The organism is Nostoc paludosum FACHB-159 (assembly GCF_014698835.1).
GTDB lineage: Bacteria > Cyanobacteriota > Cyanobacteriia > Cyanobacteriales > Nostocaceae > Nostoc > Nostoc paludosum.
The window spans coordinates 24,241-43,443 of record NZ_JACJTU010000012.1 but is presented as its reverse complement, the minus strand read 5'-3'; the positions used below and the strand labels follow the sequence as shown (position 1 = coordinate 43,443).

The 19,203-nt window shown below is 40.9% G+C and carries 21 protein-coding genes; 8 read left to right on the top strand and 13 right to left on the bottom strand.

Going from position 1 to position 19,203, the window contains the following annotated elements:
• Window positions 1–23 precede the first annotated feature (23 nt).
• Window positions 24–671: a dCTP deaminase gene (gene dcd / locus H6H03_RS14340; RefSeq protein ID WP_190955764.1), complete on the top strand. Its 648-nt coding sequence runs from the start codon at window positions 24–26 to the stop codon at window positions 669–671.
• 83 nt (window positions 672–754) lie between these two features.
• On the opposite strand, the gene H6H03_RS14335 is transcribed toward dcd, so the two are convergent.
• Together H6H03_RS14335 and thyX are read right to left on the bottom strand one after the other, a co-directional pair.
• Window positions 755–1,612 (bottom strand): Rpn family recombination-promoting nuclease/putative transposase, encoded by an 858-nt coding sequence (locus H6H03_RS14335; RefSeq protein ID WP_190955763.1) that lies wholly within the window; start codon window positions 1,610–1,612, stop codon window positions 755–757.
• Between the two features lie 15 nt (window positions 1,613–1,627).
• On the bottom strand, window positions 1,628–2,350 hold the full coding sequence (gene thyX / locus H6H03_RS14330) for an FAD-dependent thymidylate synthase (protein WP_190955762.1): 723 nt from the start codon (window positions 2,348–2,350) through the stop codon (window positions 1,628–1,630).
• Window positions 2,351–2,545: 195 nt separating this feature from the next.
• Between thyX and H6H03_RS14325 the strand changes: the two genes are divergently transcribed.
• Both H6H03_RS14325 and H6H03_RS14320 read left to right on the top strand, forming a co-directional pair.
• Window positions 2,546–2,761: a chlorophyll a/b-binding protein gene (locus tag H6H03_RS14325; protein ID WP_190955761.1), complete on the top strand. Its 216-nt coding sequence runs from the start codon at window positions 2,546–2,548 to the stop codon at window positions 2,759–2,761.
• Window positions 2,762–2,903: 142 nt separating this feature from the next.
• Window positions 2,904–3,485, top strand: coding sequence for a thioredoxin family protein (locus H6H03_RS14320; protein WP_190955760.1), 582 nt, complete (start codon window positions 2,904–2,906; stop codon window positions 3,483–3,485).
• Window positions 3,486–3,621: 136 nt separating this feature from the next.
• On the opposite strand, the gene H6H03_RS14315 is transcribed toward H6H03_RS14320, so the two are convergent.
• From H6H03_RS14315 to H6H03_RS14295, 5 genes are all read right to left on the bottom strand, one after another.
• Entirely contained in the window at window positions 3,622–4,134 is a 513-nt protein-coding gene (locus tag H6H03_RS14315; protein ID WP_190955759.1) for a hypothetical protein, read from the bottom strand.
• 825 nt (window positions 4,135–4,959) lie between these two features.
• Window positions 4,960–5,226: a hypothetical protein gene (locus tag H6H03_RS14310; protein ID WP_190955885.1), complete on the bottom strand. Its 267-nt coding sequence runs from the start codon at window positions 5,224–5,226 to the stop codon at window positions 4,960–4,962.
• A gap of 546 nt (window positions 5,227–5,772) precedes the next feature.
• Window positions 5,773–6,063, bottom strand: a complete 291-nt coding sequence (gene gatC, locus H6H03_RS14305; RefSeq protein WP_190955758.1) for an Asp-tRNA(Asn)/Glu-tRNA(Gln) amidotransferase subunit GatC — start codon at window positions 6,061–6,063, stop codon at window positions 5,773–5,775.
• A 69-nt stretch (window positions 6,064–6,132) separates the two neighbouring features.
• Complete coding sequence (locus H6H03_RS14300) at window positions 6,133–6,654, bottom strand: photosystem I assembly protein Ycf3 (RefSeq protein WP_096538254.1); 522 nt, start codon at window positions 6,652–6,654, stop codon at window positions 6,133–6,135.
• A gap of 104 nt (window positions 6,655–6,758) precedes the next feature.
• The gene (locus H6H03_RS14295) at window positions 6,759–7,436 is read right to left on the bottom strand and encodes an SOS response-associated peptidase (protein ID WP_190955757.1); all 678 of its coding nucleotides are present in this window, start codon (window positions 7,434–7,436) and stop codon (window positions 6,759–6,761) included.
• Window positions 7,437–7,633: 197 nt separating this feature from the next.
• Between H6H03_RS14295 and H6H03_RS14290 the strand changes: the two genes are divergently transcribed.
• The gene (locus H6H03_RS14290; protein ID WP_190955756.1) at window positions 7,634–8,263 is read left to right on the top strand and encodes a glutathione S-transferase family protein; all 630 of its coding nucleotides are present in this window, start codon (window positions 7,634–7,636) and stop codon (window positions 8,261–8,263) included.
• 111 nt (window positions 8,264–8,374) lie between these two features.
• Here the strand turns inward: H6H03_RS14290 and H6H03_RS14285 are convergent, their stop codons facing one another.
• The 4 genes from H6H03_RS14285 to H6H03_RS14270 form a co-directional block, all read right to left on the bottom strand.
• Window positions 8,375–8,602, bottom strand: a complete 228-nt coding sequence (locus H6H03_RS14285) for a DUF167 domain-containing protein (RefSeq protein WP_190955755.1) — start codon at window positions 8,600–8,602, stop codon at window positions 8,375–8,377.
• Window positions 8,586–8,996: a ribosomal maturation YjgA family protein gene (locus H6H03_RS14280; RefSeq protein WP_190955754.1), complete on the bottom strand. Its 411-nt coding sequence runs from the start codon at window positions 8,994–8,996 to the stop codon at window positions 8,586–8,588. Before H6H03_RS14280 ends, H6H03_RS14285 begins: the two co-directional genes overlap by 17 nt.
• A gap of 115 nt (window positions 8,997–9,111) precedes the next feature.
• On the bottom strand, window positions 9,112–9,663 hold the full coding sequence (locus H6H03_RS14275; protein WP_190955753.1) for a DUF2231 domain-containing protein: 552 nt from the start codon (window positions 9,661–9,663) through the stop codon (window positions 9,112–9,114).
• A gap of 151 nt (window positions 9,664–9,814) precedes the next feature.
• Entirely contained in the window at window positions 9,815–10,576 is a 762-nt protein-coding gene (locus H6H03_RS14270) for an LmeA family phospholipid-binding protein (protein ID WP_190955752.1), read from the bottom strand.
• A 410-nt stretch (window positions 10,577–10,986) separates the two neighbouring features.
• Here H6H03_RS14270 and H6H03_RS14265 point away from each other — a divergent pair, with 410 nt between their 5' ends.
• Window positions 10,987–12,291, top strand: coding sequence for a chloride channel protein (locus H6H03_RS14265; RefSeq protein ID WP_190955751.1), 1,305 nt, complete (start codon window positions 10,987–10,989; stop codon window positions 12,289–12,291).
• A 49-nt stretch (window positions 12,292–12,340) separates the two neighbouring features.
• Here H6H03_RS14265 and H6H03_RS14260 read toward each other — a convergent pair whose 3' ends face one another.
• Together H6H03_RS14260 and H6H03_RS14255 are read right to left on the bottom strand one after the other, a co-directional pair.
• The gene (locus tag H6H03_RS14260; protein ID WP_190955750.1) at window positions 12,341–12,916 is read right to left on the bottom strand and encodes a Uma2 family endonuclease; all 576 of its coding nucleotides are present in this window, start codon (window positions 12,914–12,916) and stop codon (window positions 12,341–12,343) included.
• Window positions 12,917–13,091: 175 nt separating this feature from the next.
• Window positions 13,092–14,108: a ribose-phosphate pyrophosphokinase gene (locus H6H03_RS14255; protein WP_190955749.1), complete on the bottom strand. Its 1,017-nt coding sequence runs from the start codon at window positions 14,106–14,108 to the stop codon at window positions 13,092–13,094.
• A gap of 656 nt (window positions 14,109–14,764) precedes the next feature.
• Between H6H03_RS14255 and H6H03_RS14250 the strand changes: the two genes are divergently transcribed.
• The 3 genes from H6H03_RS14250 (at window position 14,765) to H6H03_RS14240 (ending at window position 19,118) form a co-directional block, all read left to right on the top strand.
• Window positions 14,765–16,495, top strand: a complete 1,731-nt coding sequence (locus H6H03_RS14250; RefSeq protein WP_190955875.1) for a serine/threonine-protein kinase — start codon at window positions 14,765–14,767, stop codon at window positions 16,493–16,495.
• Between the two features lie 246 nt (window positions 16,496–16,741).
• Complete coding sequence (gene bioD, locus H6H03_RS14245; protein ID WP_190955748.1) at window positions 16,742–17,416, top strand: dethiobiotin synthase; 675 nt, start codon at window positions 16,742–16,744, stop codon at window positions 17,414–17,416.
• A 484-nt stretch (window positions 17,417–17,900) separates the two neighbouring features.
• Window positions 17,901–19,118 carry a M20 metallopeptidase family protein gene (locus tag H6H03_RS14240; protein WP_190955747.1) on the top strand — a complete coding sequence of 406 codons (1,218 nt, stop codon included), beginning with the start codon at window positions 17,901–17,903 and terminating at the stop codon, window positions 19,116–19,118.
• Window positions 19,119–19,203 lie beyond the last annotated feature (85 nt).

Sequence of the window (19,203 nt, the reverse complement as noted above, 5' to 3'; positions counted from 1 at the left end):
CGGTTTGAATTAGCTGTGAACTTGTGATTAAAAACGATATCTGGATTACTGAAATGGCTCAAAAAGGCATGATTTCACCCTTTGAGCCAAGTTTAATCCGAAAAGTACAAAAAACGCAAAGTCTGAGCCAAGCTTCTCTGGGATCGGAACTTTCTAACATAGATGAGTCTGTAGCAGTTCAACCTGTAATCAGCTACGGTTTATCTTCTTATGGCTACGATATACGCCTTTCTCCGGCTGAGTTCCGCATTTTTCGCCACATACCTGGAACTGTTGTTGACCCTAAAAACTTTAATCCCCACAATCTTGAGCCAACAACACTGCACACAGATGTTAATGGGAGTTACTTTATTTTGCCTGCTCACAGTTATGGACTTGGCGTTGCTTTAGAAAAACTGGAGGTTCCAAGTAATATTACAGTGATATGTATAGGTAAATCGACTTATGCACGTTGTGGTATAATAGCTAACTTAACGCCTGCGGAAGCTGCATGGCGTGGTCATCTGACGTTAGAGTTTTCTAATTCTTCTAGTGCAGATTGCCGGATTTACGCTAACGAAGGTGTGGTGCAATTGCTATTTTTAGAAGGCGAACCCTGTGCTATTAGTTACGAAGCAAGACGGGGTAAATATCAGGATCAGTTAGAAATTGTGACTTTGGCTCGTGTTTAGATTTTTGCTGAAGGTGCTAATCGTACCTAACCAAGATGCTGCTTTTGGTGCCTCACAGCGATCGCGCGAAATCAAAAATATAATTACAAAACATTCCGTAAGTCTTCAATTGTATTTGCTACAACAATCCTGCGTAAAATCTCTTTTAATTGCTGTAAGTCAGAAATTTGTGAAATCACCGACATCAACTCCAAACCATCGCTGCCAAATTTCGCTTCTAAACTTGTTTCAATGCTAGAGATTATTCCATGTGCTTCTCCACGTGCTTCTCCTAGCGCTTCTCCCTCGCGTAAAATTTCTTGATACCAGGGTGACTCTCTTAAGACTGTCATATCCCACCTCATGATTTCTTGAACTAAAGCACTTTCTAATACAAAGGTTGCAAAAAAGGCCAGAACTGTCTCAAGTTGATTTAATTGCTCATCAGCACGTAGCATTCGCAATGCTTCTCTAATTGTAGACTCGTTTTCTCCACCCTTGAGAATTGGTACAAAAGGAAGTAGCGACGGTAATGGTGTCTCAAAAGCAATATTTACATCAACTTCCCAAAGATTAATAACGCGATAATCTTGAATTGCCCTTAATCCAATAAAATTTGATGTAAAGCTTGTAGGTATTTCACTGTTGGTGATTTTAAGAATATTAATTAATACGGGATAAGTTTGTAGTTTATATTTTTCTTCTGCAAGAGCAGCATAAGCACGCATCCGACGGGGCATTTCTGCTGTGTGCCGTAATTGCAACTCATTGAGGATGAGAAATTTTCCGTAGTGGGGACTTTCAGCTTGAATCACAACATCGCTTTGTCGGCTAATCCATTGGAATTCTGTATTTAAGATTTCTCCTGTAACAATGTCGGAAATTCCTGTTACCCATCTTGCCCAATTATTTGGTGCAAGGCTGATTAATTTTTTGGTACTAATATCGGCAGGTTTTGTCATCTATGGTAAATCCGATTAAGGTGCTAACCTTGCTTTGCCTAGACGTTGCTTTTCATACCATTGGGCGATCGCAGGTGCCCAGTCTGCAAAGTGAGGCCACATCAGTTCGCACAACTTTTGAATTTCAAGTTGAGCATCTTTCTTGTTTCTCAGGTCACAAAAATGCAAGAAAGACCTTAAATTGAAACTAACTACAAAATGCTGACGATAGTCAAAAGGTACTTTACCTCTAGCGTGTTCTTCAGACATTCCACCTTCAAAATCAGCTTTATATCGTTTAGCTGCTTCTAAGCACCACTCCAAATCAGCTGCTCGTTGTTCTGGTGTATAGTGGTATTTTTTACCTTGTCTATCTGTGTAATAACCAACGGGACGCAGATAAATAACATCTTCTATGTCTTTCTTGCCTTCTACTACGTCGATAAATTGGTTGCCTGTATACCTAAAAGATTGTACATCAAATGATACTCCAACCCGATGGGTACGTGCCTGTTGCATAACACTGTGGGGAAAGTAGCCACAGTTGAAAATAATCTGGGGATGCTCTAGAGGCCCATAGTGTCCTCTTTCTCCCGCTAAAAGTCGCTTGACAATAATTTCGCCACTCATGCTTTCCGTTGGCCATGAGTCGCGCTCGTCAAACACGAACCCATCGGTATAGTCTTGGTGCATCGCGGCGTAAATTACCTGCTGCGGGTTTGGGGTTTTGGCAATAACCTCTACTCGAAATCGATGCATTGGCTGTATGGAAGTGGATTGGTGATTGAGAGGGCATCAGAACAAAGAGCAGAGCCTATGTTGTTAAACATGGCTTTGAACTCAATCCATAATCATATCTCTGCCTTGGCCTTCTACTTGCATAGATTAAGATACTTTACAAATATTAATAAACTTGTTACACTTCTTTACATAGAAAAAAAAGGGGATAATCACATGCGTACAGGTACTGCTATAGTTGACGATCAAGGCAAACTGAACAACTTTGCGATCGAGCCAAAGGTTTATGTAGACGCTCAAGGCGATCGCACTGGCTTTACACCTTATGCAGAAATGCTCAACGGTCGTTTAGCAATGATTGGTTTTGTTTCTCTAATAGTATTAGAAGTAGTAACAGGACACGGGATCGTGGGTTTTTTGACCAGCCTATAATAAATCAACTGTATAAAATAATTTTCAACAAATCTAAGAGGCGGGAAATATCTCGTCTCTTAGATTTGTTGAATATTTAGTGATATGTTGAAAACATACTGATAGTAAAAGCCTTTATCAGGGTAAAAATATCGGGTGAAATATGGCTTTAACAGCTTCAACAATGTTGCCGATAGGCACCAAAGCACCAGATTTCGATCTACCGGAAGTTGTATCTGGAAAGGCAACTTCACTTTCTACATTTGCAGATAAAAAAGCGCTGTTGGTAATGTTCATTTGTCGGCATTGCCCATTTGTCAAGCATGTGCAACAAGAATTAGCGCAGTTAGGAAAAGATTATTTTACGAGTGATTTAGCGATCGTTGCCATCAGCGCTAACGATGCCAAAAATTATCCAGATGATGCACCAGACTCGTTAAAAGCATTTGCCACAGAACAAGGATTTACTTTTACCTTATGCTACGACGAGAGCCAGGAAACAGCAAAAGCTTACACAGCAGCTTGCACACCAGACTTTTTTCTATTTGATGGCTCGCGCCGACTTGTTTATCGGGGACAATTAGATGATAGTCGTCCTAGTAATGGTAAACCTGTCACAGGTGCAGATTTACGTGCAGCAATTGAAGCAGTGTTAGCTGATAAACCTGTTGCAACTGAGCAAAAGCCGAGTGTTGGTTGCAACATTAAATGGAAACCTGGAAACCAACCGAGTTATTTTGGTTGAAAGGTGTGGGGAGTGTTGACTGTTGACTGTTGAGCAAAGCCGGAGACGTTTCCGTTGCTCCTGTGAGGAGTTAGGAGTTAGGGAATTATGTACTCTACCTCTCTATCCCCAGTCCCCAGTCCCCAGTCCCCACATATCAGTGCTTAATTTCTAAATTCAGAATGTAGCGTCCTAGTTGGATTTTTTCTGCCCACAATTCATATTCCAGTCGCAAATGCTCTGGTAAAGGATGTGCGTTGAGAGCTAGGCTGCTAGTAAAGTTTCGTAAACGAATCGGATCGTTAGATTGCAACGACTCATTTGGCAACCAATAACGACTAATACCATAAACACCCTGTTCCCAGAAGTGACGATAGCTCACTTGGGCGTTACCTTGCATAGTCATAATTACCCGATATGGGGAAATTTCCAACCACAAAATTCTGGGACTGCTAGGGGCATAGGCTTTGCTCTTACTTTGAGGAGAAGCGTCTTCTGGACTAAGGACACTCTCGACTTCGCAAGTAATTAGGGGCGGTGCAGTCAACAGTAAATGAAACCGGTCAGTGTCTTTTTGATACAATGTGCCGGCAGTTTCAACAACAGACCAGATTGGTAGGTCAGTAGAAATAATTGATAAGCACACGGGCTTGCGGTGATGGGTCAGCATGGGAGCGATAAGGGCTAAAAGCTATTGAACAAAATGAAATGAACACTAGGAGTCTAATGGTCGGGGTAAGAAACTAAATAGTAAAACAGGCTTAATATTAACTGAATTCGCTGGTTGGCTAAGCTACACAAATTGGTATATAAACAGGTAGGACATAAGCCCAGATAGCAAAAACAGCAGTTTTTCTAGAGAGAGCTAATTTGTAATTAAAGCTTGTAAATATTCTAAAGCTATAGACCCAAAACAGTGGGAGTCTTTAAGTAGATGCAAAAAAACCTTCTTGGAAGGACTTACCGTAGATTTGAGTAAGTTTCATAGAACAAAAAGCGTAAGATACTAAGGAAGAAGCAGCAGCGGCAAATCAAATCGCTGATGAACTTCTGGTGTATTCAAAAGCCAGTGTATCCTACTCTTGTCTTCTGTTATAACCGTAGAAATTCCGGAAGAGCTTTCTGTTTTGTTTGAGGTAAGTGTGGAGATGGAGGGATGCGGAAGATATGGAAGGGGACGCTGGGACGCAAAGAAAAACAAATGACAAATGCCCCATCCCCCATGCCCGTATTAGAAAGTCAAAATGGTAAGCTAATCAGCATTTAAGCTGCACTATTGAAATTATGAATAAATGGCTTAAACCCTCTCCTCTGCTGCTCTGCTCCTCTGCTCCCCTGCGGTCTAAACTGCAAATGATGTACCGTTCCCGTATATAACTCCAAGTCCTACTTGTTTTGAAGGATTCCACAAAAAACCAGCGCCTGCAAGTAAACCACTACTCCAGTAATTCGTACAGCAGCTTTGTAGCCTGCAAATCGAGAAATTGCTCCTTGGCTATCGCTGGCGTAGGGGGTAATGGCAGGAAACACATCTGTCAGGATATCCAGCAATGCAACCATAACGTTCTACTACAGATTGTAATGCTTGAAAAGCCCAATCTGTTGGTCTAACATCAGATAGTTGAGATACGGAGTTGACCTGACCAATCGCATTGGTATTTGGAGATTGATTATCTATACTAAAATTAGGCTGCGTCTCAGTAGGATTAGCAAGTGTAGGATCTGCTCCCAGTAAAATTGAACCTGTAACTAAGCACAACAAACTAACTTTCGCAACGCATCTTAATTACTCGTGACTCACATTTATTCCTCACACACAAATACAACATCTACTGATTTTTTTCACAACCAATAGCTTTTTCAAATGTTTGAGTCACGAGAATGTTGTATTCATAAATTGAATTAGTTTGGGTTGAGAACCCAACACGCAAACGAAATATGCATGAATCTCGTTTGTGTGTTAAAAGTTTGCAGTTCAACATGTAAATCCCTGGTGTCAGAATTGCTCTGTACAGGATTCACATAATTAATAGCCAAACCAACATATTGGCTCATACATACAAATCCAAGTTGATATAGAGCTATAAAATTATTAATCTTCAAGAATTAGGTGTCAAAAAGAAAACACCTAACTGCTTGTGAAAAATAATTTCATAACTCTATGGATCTACTTAGACACTATTGGTGTGCCGTAGATTTCAGTATTTGTACTTTATCACGGCAATTTTGGCAAGAGCAACGTTTTTTTTGCAACACCGGAATAATATTAACTTATACACTGGGAGCCAGAAATCAGAATAGCTTTGGACTATTCAGCGTTGAGGATTTTTGGTACTTTGAAAAATTCACCTTCTTGTTCAGGGGCGCTGTTGAGGATGCTTTCACGGTCAGGATAGGGTTGCAGTTCATCTTCTCGTGTGACATTACTTACATCTATTGCCCGTGTTGTTGGAGGCACATCACTAACATCGAGTTCGTTGAGTTGTTGAATATAATCGAGAATACTTCCCAATTGAGTGGTAAATTGTTCTTCTTCTTCTGGAGTTAACTCTAAACGAGCAAGATTAGCTACTTTGTGGACTTGTTCTTGGTCAATCATAAATTGTTATTGGGCATTGGGCATGGGGCATGGGGCATTGGGCATTTGCAAAGGACTAATGACTAATGACTAGAAGAATACGTCAATTTGCGATCGCCCTGTAGTTTTCAACCAGTTTTGAGCTTCAATGTAGTTATTGGGAGCCATGCGAATGGCTCGAATCCAATAGTCTGCGGCTTGGTCAAACAGTGCTTCACCACCGTCGTTATCTCCAGCTTCTTTTGCTTTTTCGCCTTGGTAGTGATAAATCACAGCAATGTTGTTCAAGGCTTGGGGCATACGTGGGTTTAACTCAATTGCTTGGTGATACAGTTCTAAAGCTTTGTTGTGGTCGCCGTTGCTGGCATAGATTAGACCCATATTGTAGAGAATGTAGCCGCGATCGTTGGGGTCTTCCTCTAGTGTTAACGCTTCTTCATAGTATTCCAGTGCTTCGGCATATTCTCCTTCTGCTTGGGCTGACATGCCATCTCGATAATACACAAAGGCTTCTTTAGCTTTTTTGTTGGCTGGCAGGATCTTGAGAATGATATCCGCCATCACTGTAAAGGATTTGTCAATAAAGTTATCGTTTTTTTGCGTTCTTGGCATAGTTGTTTGTGGGTATTGGATGTTGCGGGTTGGGGAATGGGGACTGGCCGTTAGGAAAACTCTTCTCTAGTCCATACATAGTATACAGTCCTAGTTCCCAGCCCCTAGTCGCTACTAATCGGCATGATGCATTCTGGACTGTTATGGCGAGAGTTGTTTACTAAGATGCTGACTGGATAGGCAGTCATGGCTGAGGGTGAATAAGGACGCAATAGCTGTTGTAGGGTTTGGGGCGTTTGCACTTGGGAATCTAGCCATAAATCGTAATCTTGCGGGTCTAGAATCACTGGCATCCGTTCGTGGATAGGTTGGAGTAATTCGTTGGCTGCTGTTGTCAAAATTGTACAAGAAATTATTTCTTCGTTGTCAGGAGAGTGCCATCTCTCCCACAAACCGGCAAAAGCGAAGGGTTGCCCATCTTGGAGACGAAAATAAAATGGCTGCTTCTTGGCTTGTTGACGTTGCCATTCATAAAAGCCATCAGCTAGCACTAAACAGCGTCGATGCTTAAAAGCTGACCGAAAAGCAGGTTTTTCAGCAACAGTTTCCGCCCTGGCGTTGATCAATTTTGCCCCCATTCCCGGATCTTTTGCCCATGAAGGAATTAACCCCCAATGCAACTGCTGAAATTCACGCTTTTTGCTTTCAGGATTTTGTAACACTGTTGCTACTTTTTGCGTAGGTGCAATGTTATATTCGGCTGTTAAATCCGGAAGTTGCTGAACATCGAAAACTTTAGCTAAAGCTTCTACTGGCTGGTTTAGCGTAAATCTTCCACACATACTTTTATTCTCGATCGCTGAATAAATTAAACATCTCAATCTAGAAATAAATAATACTTTTTTTATTTTTTGGGATGATTTTATCTCGTACTCAGAAGTTAAATATAAAAGAAATTATCCGGTTTTTGTAAAATATTTTGGTAAGATATTGTATTTTGAACCCTTAGTTATCAACACATTCATTCTTGTATTTTAGCATGGAACTACTGCGTTTGTACGATTTTTTACCTTCTGGTAATGGTTACAAGATACGTCTTTTATTGACACAACTAGGTATGCCTTTTGAGAGGGTAGAGGTTAATATCTTGAAAGGTGAGACTCGAACGCCAGAATTTTTAAGCAAAAATCCCAACGGCAAGATTCCAGTTTTGGAAATTGAGCCAGGAAAATATTTGGCAGAGTCGAATGCTATATTAGTTTACCTGAGTGAAGGTACAGAGTTTTTACCCTACGATCGCTTCTTGCGATCGCAAGTCCTCCAATGGTTATTTTTTGAACAATACAGCTATCAACCTTTTATTGCCCCATCAAGATTTTGGATTTCTATTTTAGGTAAACCTGAAGAATATAGTGACGCTTTAAAGCAAAAACGCGAACCAGTTTATGCAGCACTTAACTTGATGGAAAAACACCTAACTTATCATACTTTTTTTGTCGGAGAACGTTACACCATTGCTGATATTGCCTTGTTTGCTTATACTCATGTAGCTGATGAAGGTGGGTTTGATTTAACACAATTTCCTGCTATCCAAGCTTGGATAGAAAGAGTCAAAGCTCAGTCTAGGTATATCAGTATTAAGGATATACATAAAGATATGGAATTTTAAAAATTCTGTTTTGCGAGCCTGTACCTCTCGATTTCTAGTCACATCCAGTGATACATAACATTACATGAAGTTTTACCAAGCAGCGAACAATTAAAGATAAAATAGTTATCACTAAATAACCGTATCAATTTCAATCAGTTTTTGTCGAGAGGACAAACCAGACTTAATTGTAATATCAGATTTAGCTACACCAAATTTCTCTGCTAAAAGTTTAATTAACTCTTCATTAGCCTTGCCATCAACTGGGGGCGATTTTAAATATACAATCAGGCTGTCATCAGGTTGTTCTAAGATTTTTTGCTGTTTAGAGTTAGGTTTAACTTTAACTTTTTTTTGCATAACCGATTTTTTGTAATTGTTGCAGCCAAAACCAACCTAAAATACAACCCAATAGGTAATGAGGAAAATCCCACCAAACAAAGGTAGTACCAAGTAACAATTTACCTATGAAGGTGGCGCGAATCTCGTCTAATAGTGGCAGATGCCAAAGTTGCAAAAATTCTATTATACAGGTGATGGCAAAAACCCATATTGGAATTTGGATTACTGCTGCTCGACTTCTAAAAAACCAAAATCCAAACAGACACCAAAATATTTCGTAAGCTATATCTCCTCCGTAGTCATTAAACCACTTATGGCCAGGGCCAGTGTAATCCTTAAAGAAAAAACCCATCGGTACAACGATGAGCATAGAGAGAAGAATATATATTGTTTGGTTTTGGTTCCGGGGCATTTTTTGAAACCTTAGAGACTAAGCAAAATTTTAGCCTCTGCACAATCGTTTCTCAATAATTCGTAATATTGAATATTAATTACGAATTACGAATTACGAATTACGAATTATTTAATTATGGATATCTTCGACTGCCGGCACCGACTACACCGATTTTGTGGCGATAGGAGAGTTCAGCGCCGAACCAGCCGGAAGCGCTTGTCAGCGTACCAACAATTAGGGAGAGAAGCAATCCCCAAGGTAGGATTCGGGCTTCGGCGTCGCCCAAGCGTAGGAGGAAGTTGAAAAGTGTCAAAACCAGGATAGAAACATTAAGTATCAAGTGTATCCAACCAGCACTACGTTTGCGGACTCGTTCGATTTTCAAAAAGTCACTTAGACCGATCGCAGCTGCAAGGACGCCTCCACCTAATCCCAGTCCGATTAACCATATCGAAGCCCTAGCCCAGAAGAAATCACGAGTTAACCAGTAGCCAAAATCGGTTCCCAAGGCTAAGGCTAAAAAGGCGATGGGGAAAATTACACTCAAGGGGTGTAAGGGATGTCCGGCGATCGCCACAGTGCTGGGTACGCCAGTATCGCGATATTCGCTATCGTTACTTTCAATAACTGGTGGGATATTTGGAAAAGGTGTTGAACTTGTTTGAGTTGTTTCTGTAGTTTCCATTATTAGTAACCTGAGTTGATGAGTGTCTATTTTGTAAGAATTCAGTAGAATTGAAAAAACAAAGGTTTCATAGCTTTTTAATTCTCTTCAAATTATTAAGCTGATGTTTCAAATTTTTCTCAATTCTGGATTCTGAATTCTTACTTGATTTCTAACCAGAAGGAATTTGTTCTACATAAGCTTGGGCTTGCAGGGTTAGTTTACCTACCTCTACTTTTAGTTGGTTAACTTGTAGGTTCATTCCCTCCAAATCAAAGTTACTCAAATTTAAAATCTCGCTGGTTTGATTTATCAAAGCTTTGGTCAAATCTGGTGATATTTCTGCACTTTCACCATATTCAACACTTTCCAGCGAAACACTTTTTCCATTAGCACTAATGGTCGGTACTGCTGAAAAAGCAACTTGTTGATTCTCGCCTGTTTCTGCTAATTTAACGCTGGCATTTAGCGCTACTTTTCCATCACCAGGTAGTCGAAACTCTACATGTTGCGGTTCAATAGTCCTCTGTTGTCCGTTAACCTGGATTTTTTGACTTTGTAGCTGCGTAGGCTTAGCCCGCCGTAGGCATCGCACATATTCTGAGTTGAAGGCACGGTTGATATCAGCTTCCGTTAAAACAACTCGTGTATTAGCTTCAGCAGGTTTTGTGAGTTCAATTTTGCCAAAAGCCACACTCAGAGGATTGATGGCAACACTACTCATTTGCATTTCAAGTTCCTCCATCCGGAGGTCTTTCTGCATTACTAAACCTTCGCCTTCAATTGTGACAGAATCTACCTCTCCCTGAACCATTTTCAGTGGATCGGTTTTGATATTTACATCTAAATTTTCTACTTCATCTAATTGGCTAGATAATCCTATTTCTGCCGCTTTATTCAGCGCCTGTTCTCCTAACCCAGGATTCTCTGGCATTATTAAATTAACTCCTACTTTAAATATCATATCCTTGAGCTAATTTAATAAATTTGCATCAGAAATTTATCTATCTGGCGATGTAGTAAAATTGTAAATCCTGTCTATCTAAAAGTATAAGAAGATAATTTTTCATATTTTTTTGTGTTTGTACCTTTTGGATTCACCAAGCCCTTCTGGCAGGCAAGAGTAATGAATCATGCTTCAATCTTGGTTTAGAGAGCAACTAAATTTATTTATGACAAAAAACAACAAGATTTATTTCCAAACGCGAAGCGCAAGAAATAATACTTTTTTATATAAGTCCCTAGTTTGAACTACGGACATTTACCTATTGCCCTTTAAGTTACGTTACTATAATAAATGTTAAAAAATCATGACATTTAGTTATTTCAGTTAGGAAATCAACTGTGCTACCAAATAACCGTACTCCCACAAACCAAACTCAGCGCTGGAAGTTTTTACAACTTTTTGGACTGGTAAGACGCAATCCTCTTTTCATTTCCCGGTGGGTTTTACGCTGGGTAGTAGTGGGGACTGTTTGTGGTCTATTTGCTAGTTTGTACTGGAATATTCTGGAACTGATGACTCACCAACTAGGAAGATTTGAGGGTGTGAGTCTGCTAATAGTTATGCCAATAGCTGGATTAATTGTTGGCTTGGTAATTCATTTTTTAGGCAATCCTGGGGAAATTGCTGTGATTGTCGATAATATCCATTTTCGTGGCGGACGTTTGGATGCGCGAAAAAATCCGGCGATGATTCTTGCTTCCTTGGTGAGTATCGCTGCTGGGGGTAGTGCAGGGCCGGAAGCGCCATTAGTACAGGTTACAGGATCTTTTGGGACATGGGTAGGCGATCGCCTGCGTCTTGAGGGCGAAGAACTGAGATCCACGAGTTTAGCAGCAATGGCAGCTGGCTTTACCGCCTTATTTGGCGCACCATTAGGTGGGGCGATGTTTGCTTTAGAAATTCTTCACCATCAGCATATCATCGAATACTACGAAGCTTTAATGCCAGCGATCGTTTCTAGTTGCGCTAGTTATTTAGTATTTGCCTTTATCACCCGTTTAGGAATTGCTCCCACCTGGCATTTTCCCCAATACCGTTTAGAGAACATCGATGATTTTGCTTTGGCTATTGTGTTCGGAATCATCGGCGCTATTGTAGGTTGGATTTTTATGGCCATTTTTCGCAGCTGTGACAGACTTTTGGCGATGGTTCCTGGCCCCGTTTATGTACGCACCACATTAGCAGGATTAGGCTTAGGTACTTTGGCAGCCTTCTTACCCCTAACCCGTTATTTCGGACATGAAGAATTAGAATCAGTTCTAAGTACTAATTTTTCAGTTGCTTTTTTGTTAATTTTAGCCTTGGGTAAAATGGCATCCATCAGCGTTACAGTCACTGGTGGGTGGCGTGGTGGTTTTATTATTCCCTTATTTTTTACTGGTGCTTGTATTGGTAAAGCAATTGCAATTTTAATTCCGGGGTTGAATCCTGCACTAGCTATGATTTGTACGATGGCGGCTATCAATTCAGCAGTGACACGCACACCCATAAGTACAACTTTGTTGTTATCAAAATTGACTAATTTTAGCCCTTTTACACCAATTCTTTTTGCTAGTTTGATTGGATTTTTTCTCGCGCCAAAAGTTCCCTTAATAGCTTCTCAACTTAAATCACAGCAATCTGTTGAAGAGATACAAAGTTAAGAATTTAAAATACTAAAGATGGATGAGCCGATCTGAGTGTCATTCGCCTCTACAATAATTTTTTTAAAGGCAACATAAAACCAGGTACAACATCTTCTCCACTTAAGGTTGCTGTAGCCGGATATTGAGTAACTGAACCATCTCGACGATAAACTAAAGCTTGCTGATTTTTGGTGTCAATTAACCATCCTAGTTGAACACCATTAGCAATATATTCTTCCATCTTGGCTTTGAGCTTTGCCAAGCTGTCATTTTTAGAACGAATTTCAATCACAAAATCGGGTGCTAAGTTAATAAATTTGTCCTCTTGCTCATCCCAACCTTCTGGTAAACGTCCTTTAGCGACAAAAGCAGCATCGGGCGATCGCACTGCCGTATTTGGTAATCTAAAACCTGTACTTGAGCTAAAAACTTCACCTAAATCTTGAGTTTCTACCCAATTCAACAGATAGGCTCCTGCTTTTATTTCTCGATTACCAGAAATTCCACCAGTTGGAGGCATAGTTTCTAACGTTCCATTAGCATTGCGTTCAAACCGCAGTTCTGGGTTTTGCGAACTCATCAACATTAATTCTTCATCAGTGACAGTGTACAAAGATTCCACTGTTACTTGTTCGCTGTTCATGATAATGTCATCGCAAGCTTAATAGACACTTCAATTTTAGACTGAGATTCCATTACTTTTTGAGAATCTGTAGCTTTCTTCTTTTGAATTCGTATAAATAAAAAATCAAGGCTGAAGAATGAAGTCTAAAAACTCCATTCTTCAGCCTCTAAAAGTAATGACAGTCTCTTATTGACTAGCGAAACATGCTGCTGACTGACGTATCTTCATGAATTCGCCAGATAGTTTCTCCTAAGAGGTTAGCCACTGACAGCACCACTAGTTGTGGAAAGCGATTGCTTTCTGGTATGGGAATCGTGTTTGTGACGATGACTTCTTCAAACAAGCCACTGGATAACCGTTCCACAGCAGGTGGAGAGAACACTGCATGAGTGGCACAGGCGTATACCTGACGCGCTCCTTCTTCACGTAGTAGTCGCGCTCCTTCAGCAATTGTACCGCCGGTGTCGATCATATCATCCACCAAGACTGCGGTTTTGCCTTTAACATCGCCAATCACATTTAAGACTTCAGCAACATTGTGTGCCTGACGACGTTTGTCAATAATTGCTAGTGGGGCATCATTGAGCTTTTTGGCAAATGCTCTAGCTCGTGCAACACCGCCAACGTCTGGAGAAACAACTACAAGGTCGGGCAGTTCTTTGCTTGCTAGATAATCTAACAATACTGGTGAACCATAAACATGGTCAAAGGGTATGTCGAAATAGCCCTGAATTTGAGCCGAGTGTAAATCCATTGCTAGAACGCGGTTAGCACCTGCTTGGACGATCAAGTTAGCAACTAGCTTGGCGGTTATTGATTCTCGTCCTGCCGTTTTGCGATCGGCGCGAGCATACCCATAGTAGGGAATTACAGCCGTTACTTGTCGTGCAGAAGCTCGACGACAAGCGTCAACCATAATTAATAATTCCATCAAGTGATCGTTTACGGGTTGGCAGCATGGCTGGATTAAATAGACATCACAACCCCGAATCGATTCTTGAATTTGAACGTAAAGTTCTCCATCCGCAAATCTTTTGCGGATCATTGGCCCCAAGTCCATCCCCAGGTAACGAGCGACTTCTTGAGACAGTGGGAGATTGGCAGAACCAGAAAACAGCCGCAGGCGATGATTATCAGTCAGTCCTGTTGCAGATGCTTCCACTTTGAAAGTTGCAGAACTGAGCACAGCAGATCCTCGATGTGCATTCATAGCAATATTATCATTAGAGATTTTATAGATTTAACCAAGAAATAGCCTAAAAAAACATCTGTGAGTTTTATTGAAGCTTCCATACAAAATTTAAACATTTTTCCATAAAATTATCATTTGGTAATTGTCTAATTTTCTTGGCTCACAAACTCCTAATACCTTTTGTGGTAATAAGTCAAGTCACCCCACTAAATATACTAGTTGAATTTTTTTAGTGTTGAGGTAAATAACCATAATCCCTCAAAGATTGGTGTGATACACAGATTGTTCTAACTACCTCATTTATAACTGAGAGCAAAGTATTTACAACTTAAGTGATATTGAAATTTTTCAAAGACAGAAGAAGGCTTTTGACTAAGTGTTCAGGGGGGTATTGTATTATATCCTACGATTTTAACCGCAAATAAATAAACTGACAGATTTAATTTTAAGTTCTAATTAACACAATAAAAACCGAAAATACCCGTATTTAAGCAAATTCTGATGTTGATGGTTGACAGTCAACACTCATCAGTCAACACTCATCAGTCAACAGTCAACGTAAAATCCGTTTTGGTAAGGTAAAATATCGCTGCATATAACTGTCCGTCGCCACTTGGACTTAATCTTTGTCGGTGACTTACTCCTCAGTTGCCATTACACCCAATCATTCCATCATGCAATCACCAATTACAGTTGGCACAGTCTTGCAAAACCGTTACCGAATAATTCAAATTCTCGGACAGGGGGGATTTGGTAGAACCTACCTAGCAGAAGACCAGAGGCGCTTTAACGAACTTTGCGCGATTAAGGAATTGATTTCAACAGCAATGGAAGCTGCGGCTTGGGAAAAGGCACAAGAGCTTTTTCACCGAGAGGCTGCCATCTTATATCAAATCGAACACCCACAAGTGCCAAAATTCCGGGAAAGATTTGAGCAAGACCAACGCTTGTTTTTGGTGGAGGACTACGTTGCAGGTCAGACTTACCGAGAACTGCTGACTGAGAAGCAAGCTGTGGGTCAAACTTTCACACAAGCAGAAGTATTTGGGTTAATTGAGTCTTTGTTGCCTGTTTTAGACCATATTCATAGCCGAGGAATTATTCACCGGGATATCTCGCCAGAAAATATTATTTTGCGAGATAGCGATGGCAAGCCTGTATTAATTGACTTTGGAGTGGTAAAAGAACTGGCAACGCGTTTACAATCGCCAGATAGCGTAATGCCAGTAACTAGCGTGGGAAAATTAGGCTACTCTCCCAGCGAACAAATACAAACAGGAGGAGCGTATCCTAGTAGTGATTTGTATGCATTAGCGGTGAGTGCGATTGTTTTGCTGACTGGTAAAGAACCAAGAGATTTATTTGATGAAAATCAATTAACTTGGAATTGGCAGCAGTGGGCACAAGTAAATCCAGGATTTGCCCAGATTTTGAATCGAATGTTAAATCATATTCCCAGCGATCGCTACCAAACAGCTGCTGATGTATCCCAAGCATTACAATCTTTGCAGCAACCTAGCGCCCCTACCCCTGATTTTTCCCACTTGCAAACAATGGCTGTCGGCCGTCGCCCTGATTTGGTGACACCAGCAGCGACGCCAAAAAAACCTGCTCCCGTAATTCCACCAAGCCAGACTAGCTCAGTCTTGGATAATCCCTTAGCGATCGCTGCAATTGGTGGTGCTGTAGTTATCTTCGCGGGATTTGGTTCTTGGGCATTAGTAAGTTCAATTCGCAGCCAATCAAAACCACAACCAGACCAGACGCTTCCCCAAAATTTTCCTTCACCAGTAATTTCTGGTGGCACTACATTCACCTCCACACCCACACCCACACCCACACCCACCCCTACTCAAGAACAACCTGTTATATCTACTAAGCCTTTGAATTTGGGAGCATTTAACGCCACCGCAGTTGCAAGTACTCTCAAAGCAAATCAAATCAGCCGCTATACTTTTGTTGCCCAGGAAGGAGACAAGTTAAGTACATTTGTTGAAGCAGGAAGCAGTGTTTTGCTAACAGTATTAAATCCCAATCAACAACCAATTGATAATAATTCTGTGCGAGTTAGATCTTATGAAGGTACATTGTTACTTCCTGGCGTATACACTATTGAGTTAACTCTGCCTCCAGAAGTTACCGAAAGCAATTATAATCTCAATGTTGCATTACAAAAACTTATCCAACCTACACCCACACTCACCCCCACCCCAACCCCAACGCCAACTCCCACAGAAACACCAACACCAATTCCAACAGAAACTCCGACACCGATTCCCACACAAACATTAATACCAATTCCCACACCAACACCAACACCAATTCCAACTCCAGAGACAGAAAACAATAATCCGCTGATTGATAGCACACCCACACTAATTCCAGATCCAACAATTTCGCCCTAAAAGCTAGACGATTTTGGATTGACCCCAGCGATAAATTCGCTTGCTATGTGCCATCAAGGAATCATCGCTCGATGAATTTAATTGTCGAAATTGTACTAAAATGATTTATTAGTTATTAGCGTTTATTTTCTCATCACTAATAACTACAGCAGAATTCAAAAAGTAAAACAAACTCTGTGTTTGGCTTTCACTTAACCTGAAATCTGCTCTCAAAATGAAAAAACATTAATTATTTAGCAATCATTGTTGAAAGCATTACTGATTACTGGAACTGATACAGAGGCTGGTAAAACTGTTTTAACTACAGCGTTAGCAGCCTATTGGCAAAAACATTACCCGCAGCGTAGCTGGGGAATCATGAAACCGATTCAATCAGGAATTGGCGATCGCGAATGGTATGAAAATCTATTCGCCCTAGAACAATCTCCCGAAGAAATTACACCGTTGTATTTTCAAGCGCCACTCGCTCCTCCCATCGCCGCAGCACGAGAAAATCGCCGAGTAGATTTAGCCTTGGTGTGGCAAGCCTTGTCTAAATTGCGATCCGAGCGTGATTTTGTCTTGGTAGAAGCCTTGGGTGGCTTGGGTTCGCCAGTCACAGAAGAATTGACAGTAGCCGATCTAGCCGCAGAATGGCGTTTACCAACAGTATTGGTAGTACCAGTGAGATTAGGAGCGATCGCTAGTGCAGTGGCGAATGTAGCATTGGCTAGACAATCGCGCGTGAATCTGGTGGGCATTGTGTTGAACTGCGTACAACCCCGTTCAGATGCAGAAATAGCCGACTGGACACCACACCAATTGATTCAATCATTAACTAACGTACCAGTTTTAGGCTGCTTACCTTATATAAACAACCTCACTGATTTAGAGAAACTTGCTCAAATAGCATCAGATTTAGATTTAGAAAGACTAATGTAAATCGCGAAAAAATTGGCTCTACCGTACTTGTTATGCTAAATTAACAGTCTGCAAGAGGGAACAGGGAACAGATAAAAAAGGCAATATTAAGAAATTAATGTCAAAAAATCAGCACGATTACCCTTACATAACAAGCTTGTTTGGATTTTTCATGGCGATTTTATCATAATAGGTACTGAAGAACCAAAAAATTCCTCTATTCTTATGACTGTAGAACTCCAAACCGAAAAAGACAAAGGAAAGGCAAGCACTAGCATAGAGATAAACCAAGAAACAGAAAACGAAAAAGTTCTATGTTCTCATTGTCAGCGCACCGCTACGAACGGTATTAAATGTAAAGGTATTTGTGTGGCTGATAGTGACTATTAGAAAACTGGGAGAAATAAAAACTGCTTGAAGTATGTGCAACCTAAATGCGCGACAGATTGCGTTAAAGTGGAAAAATAACGTAAGTTAGCTCTGCTGAAACTACTTTGTCTTAATAATGGTTTCCACTTTTCCCAACCCCTCTTCTGTTGACTTATCTCGAATTAGACTTTCAATCCGCTCATTGCAACCACAATTGATAGAGTGGCGACGGCGATTACATCAACAACCAGAGTTGGGTTTTCAGGAAAAACTGACTGCTGAATTCGTCTCACAGAAATTGCAAGAATGGGGAATTGAGCATAAAATCGGCATTGCCCAAACTGGTATTGTCGCCATCATCAAAGGTAACAAACTCCCCACTGAGAAAGTTTTGGCAATTCGAGCCGATATGGATGCTTTGCCAATTCAAGAACTGAACGAAGTGGCTTACAAATCGCAGCATGATGGAGTGATGCACGCTTGTGGACATGATGGACATACTGCGATCGCTTTGGGTACAGCTTACTATCTGCAACAGCATCGTCAAGACTTCTCTGGTACGGTGAAAATCATCTTCCAGCCAGCAGAAGAATCACCAGGAGGCGCAAAGCCGATGATTGAAGCTGGGGTGCTGAAAAATCCTGATGTTGATGCAATTATCGGTTTGCATTTGTGGAATAATTTGCCCTTAGGAACGGTGGGCGTTCGTGCTGGGGCTTTGATGGCAGCTGTGGAGTGCTTTAACTGCACAATTTTGGGCAAAGGTGGACATGGCGCACTACCTCATCAAACTGTGGATTCCGTTGTCGTTGCTGCCCAAATTGTCAATGCTTTACAAACTATTGTTGCTCGGAATGTGAATCCTATTGATTCGGCTGTGGTGACAGTAGGCGAACTTCATGCTGGAACCAAGCGGAATGTAATTGCTGACACAGCGAGAATGAGTGCTACTGTCAGGTATTTCAATCCGAATTTTAAAGGCTTTTTCCATCAGCGGGTTGAGCAGATTATTGCCGGAATTTGTCAGAGTCAGGGTGCAAAATATGAGTTAGATTATTGGTCACTTTATCCACCAGTAATTAATGATGTGAAAATGGCTCAATTGGTGCGGTCTGTAGCAGAAGAAGTGGTAGAAACTCCTGTGGGAATTGTACCAGAATGCCAAACTATGGCTGCTGAAGATATGTCGTTTTTCTTAGAAGAAGTCCCTGGTTGCTATTTCTTTTTGGGTTCTGCGAATCCTGAGAAAGATTTGGCTTATCCACATCATCACCCACGGTTTGATTTTGATGAAACAGCGTTGGGAATGGGTGTCGAAATATTTGTCAGATGCGTGGAGAAGTTTTTTAGTTGAGGAAAATGTCATCAACTAGTTGTAGGCATTCTCTAATATCTCAACCTTCCCAAGTGCCCACAAATTCTAATAAATCTTCAGCTGT

Bases quoted from the DNA above. Each gene is read 5' to 3' on its own strand.
- H6H03_RS14335 (WP_190955763.1), bottom strand. From the start codon at position 1,612: ATGACAAAACCTGCCGATATTAGTACCAAAAAATTAATCAGCCTTGCA.
- thyX (WP_190955762.1), bottom strand. From the start codon at position 2,350: ATGCATCGATTTCGAGTAGAGGTTATTGCCAAAACCCCAAACCCGCAG.
- H6H03_RS14325 (WP_190955761.1), top strand. From the start codon at position 2,546: ATGCGTACAGGTACTGCTATAGTTGACGATCAAGGCAAACTGAACAAC.
- H6H03_RS14320 (WP_190955760.1), top strand. From the start codon at position 2,904: ATGGCTTTAACAGCTTCAACAATGTTGCCGATAGGCACCAAAGCACCA.
- H6H03_RS14315 (WP_190955759.1), bottom strand. From the start codon at position 4,134: ATGCTGACCCATCACCGCAAGCCCGTGTGCTTATCAATTATTTCTACT.
- gatC (WP_190955758.1), bottom strand. From the start codon at position 6,063: ATGATTGACCAAGAACAAGTCCACAAAGTAGCTAATCTTGCTCGTTTA.
- H6H03_RS14300 (WP_096538254.1), bottom strand. From the start codon at position 6,654: ATGCCAAGAACGCAAAAAAACGATAACTTTATTGACAAATCCTTTACA.
- H6H03_RS14295 (WP_190955757.1), bottom strand. From the start codon at position 7,436: ATGTGTGGAAGATTTACGCTAAACCAGCCAGTAGAAGCTTTAGCTAAA.
- H6H03_RS14290 (WP_190955756.1), top strand. From the start codon at position 7,634: ATGGAACTACTGCGTTTGTACGATTTTTTACCTTCTGGTAATGGTTAC.
- H6H03_RS14285 (WP_190955755.1), bottom strand. From the start codon at position 8,602: ATGCAAAAAAAAGTTAAAGTTAAACCTAACTCTAAACAGCAAAAAATC.
- H6H03_RS14280 (WP_190955754.1), bottom strand. From the start codon at position 8,996: ATGCCCCGGAACCAAAACCAAACAATATATATTCTTCTCTCTATGCTC.
- H6H03_RS14275 (WP_190955753.1), bottom strand. From the start codon at position 9,663: ATGGAAACTACAGAAACAACTCAAACAAGTTCAACACCTTTTCCAAAT.
- H6H03_RS14270 (WP_190955752.1), bottom strand. From the start codon at position 10,576: ATGCCAGAGAATCCTGGGTTAGGAGAACAGGCGCTGAATAAAGCGGCA.
- H6H03_RS14260 (WP_190955750.1), bottom strand. From the start codon at position 12,916: ATGAACAGCGAACAAGTAACAGTGGAATCTTTGTACACTGTCACTGAT.
- H6H03_RS14255 (WP_190955749.1), bottom strand. From the start codon at position 14,108: ATGAATGCACATCGAGGATCTGCTGTGCTCAGTTCTGCAACTTTCAAA.
- H6H03_RS14250 (WP_190955875.1), top strand. From the start codon at position 14,765: ATGCAATCACCAATTACAGTTGGCACAGTCTTGCAAAACCGTTACCGA.
- H6H03_RS14240 (WP_190955747.1), top strand. From the start codon at position 17,901: ATGGTTTCCACTTTTCCCAACCCCTCTTCTGTTGACTTATCTCGAATT.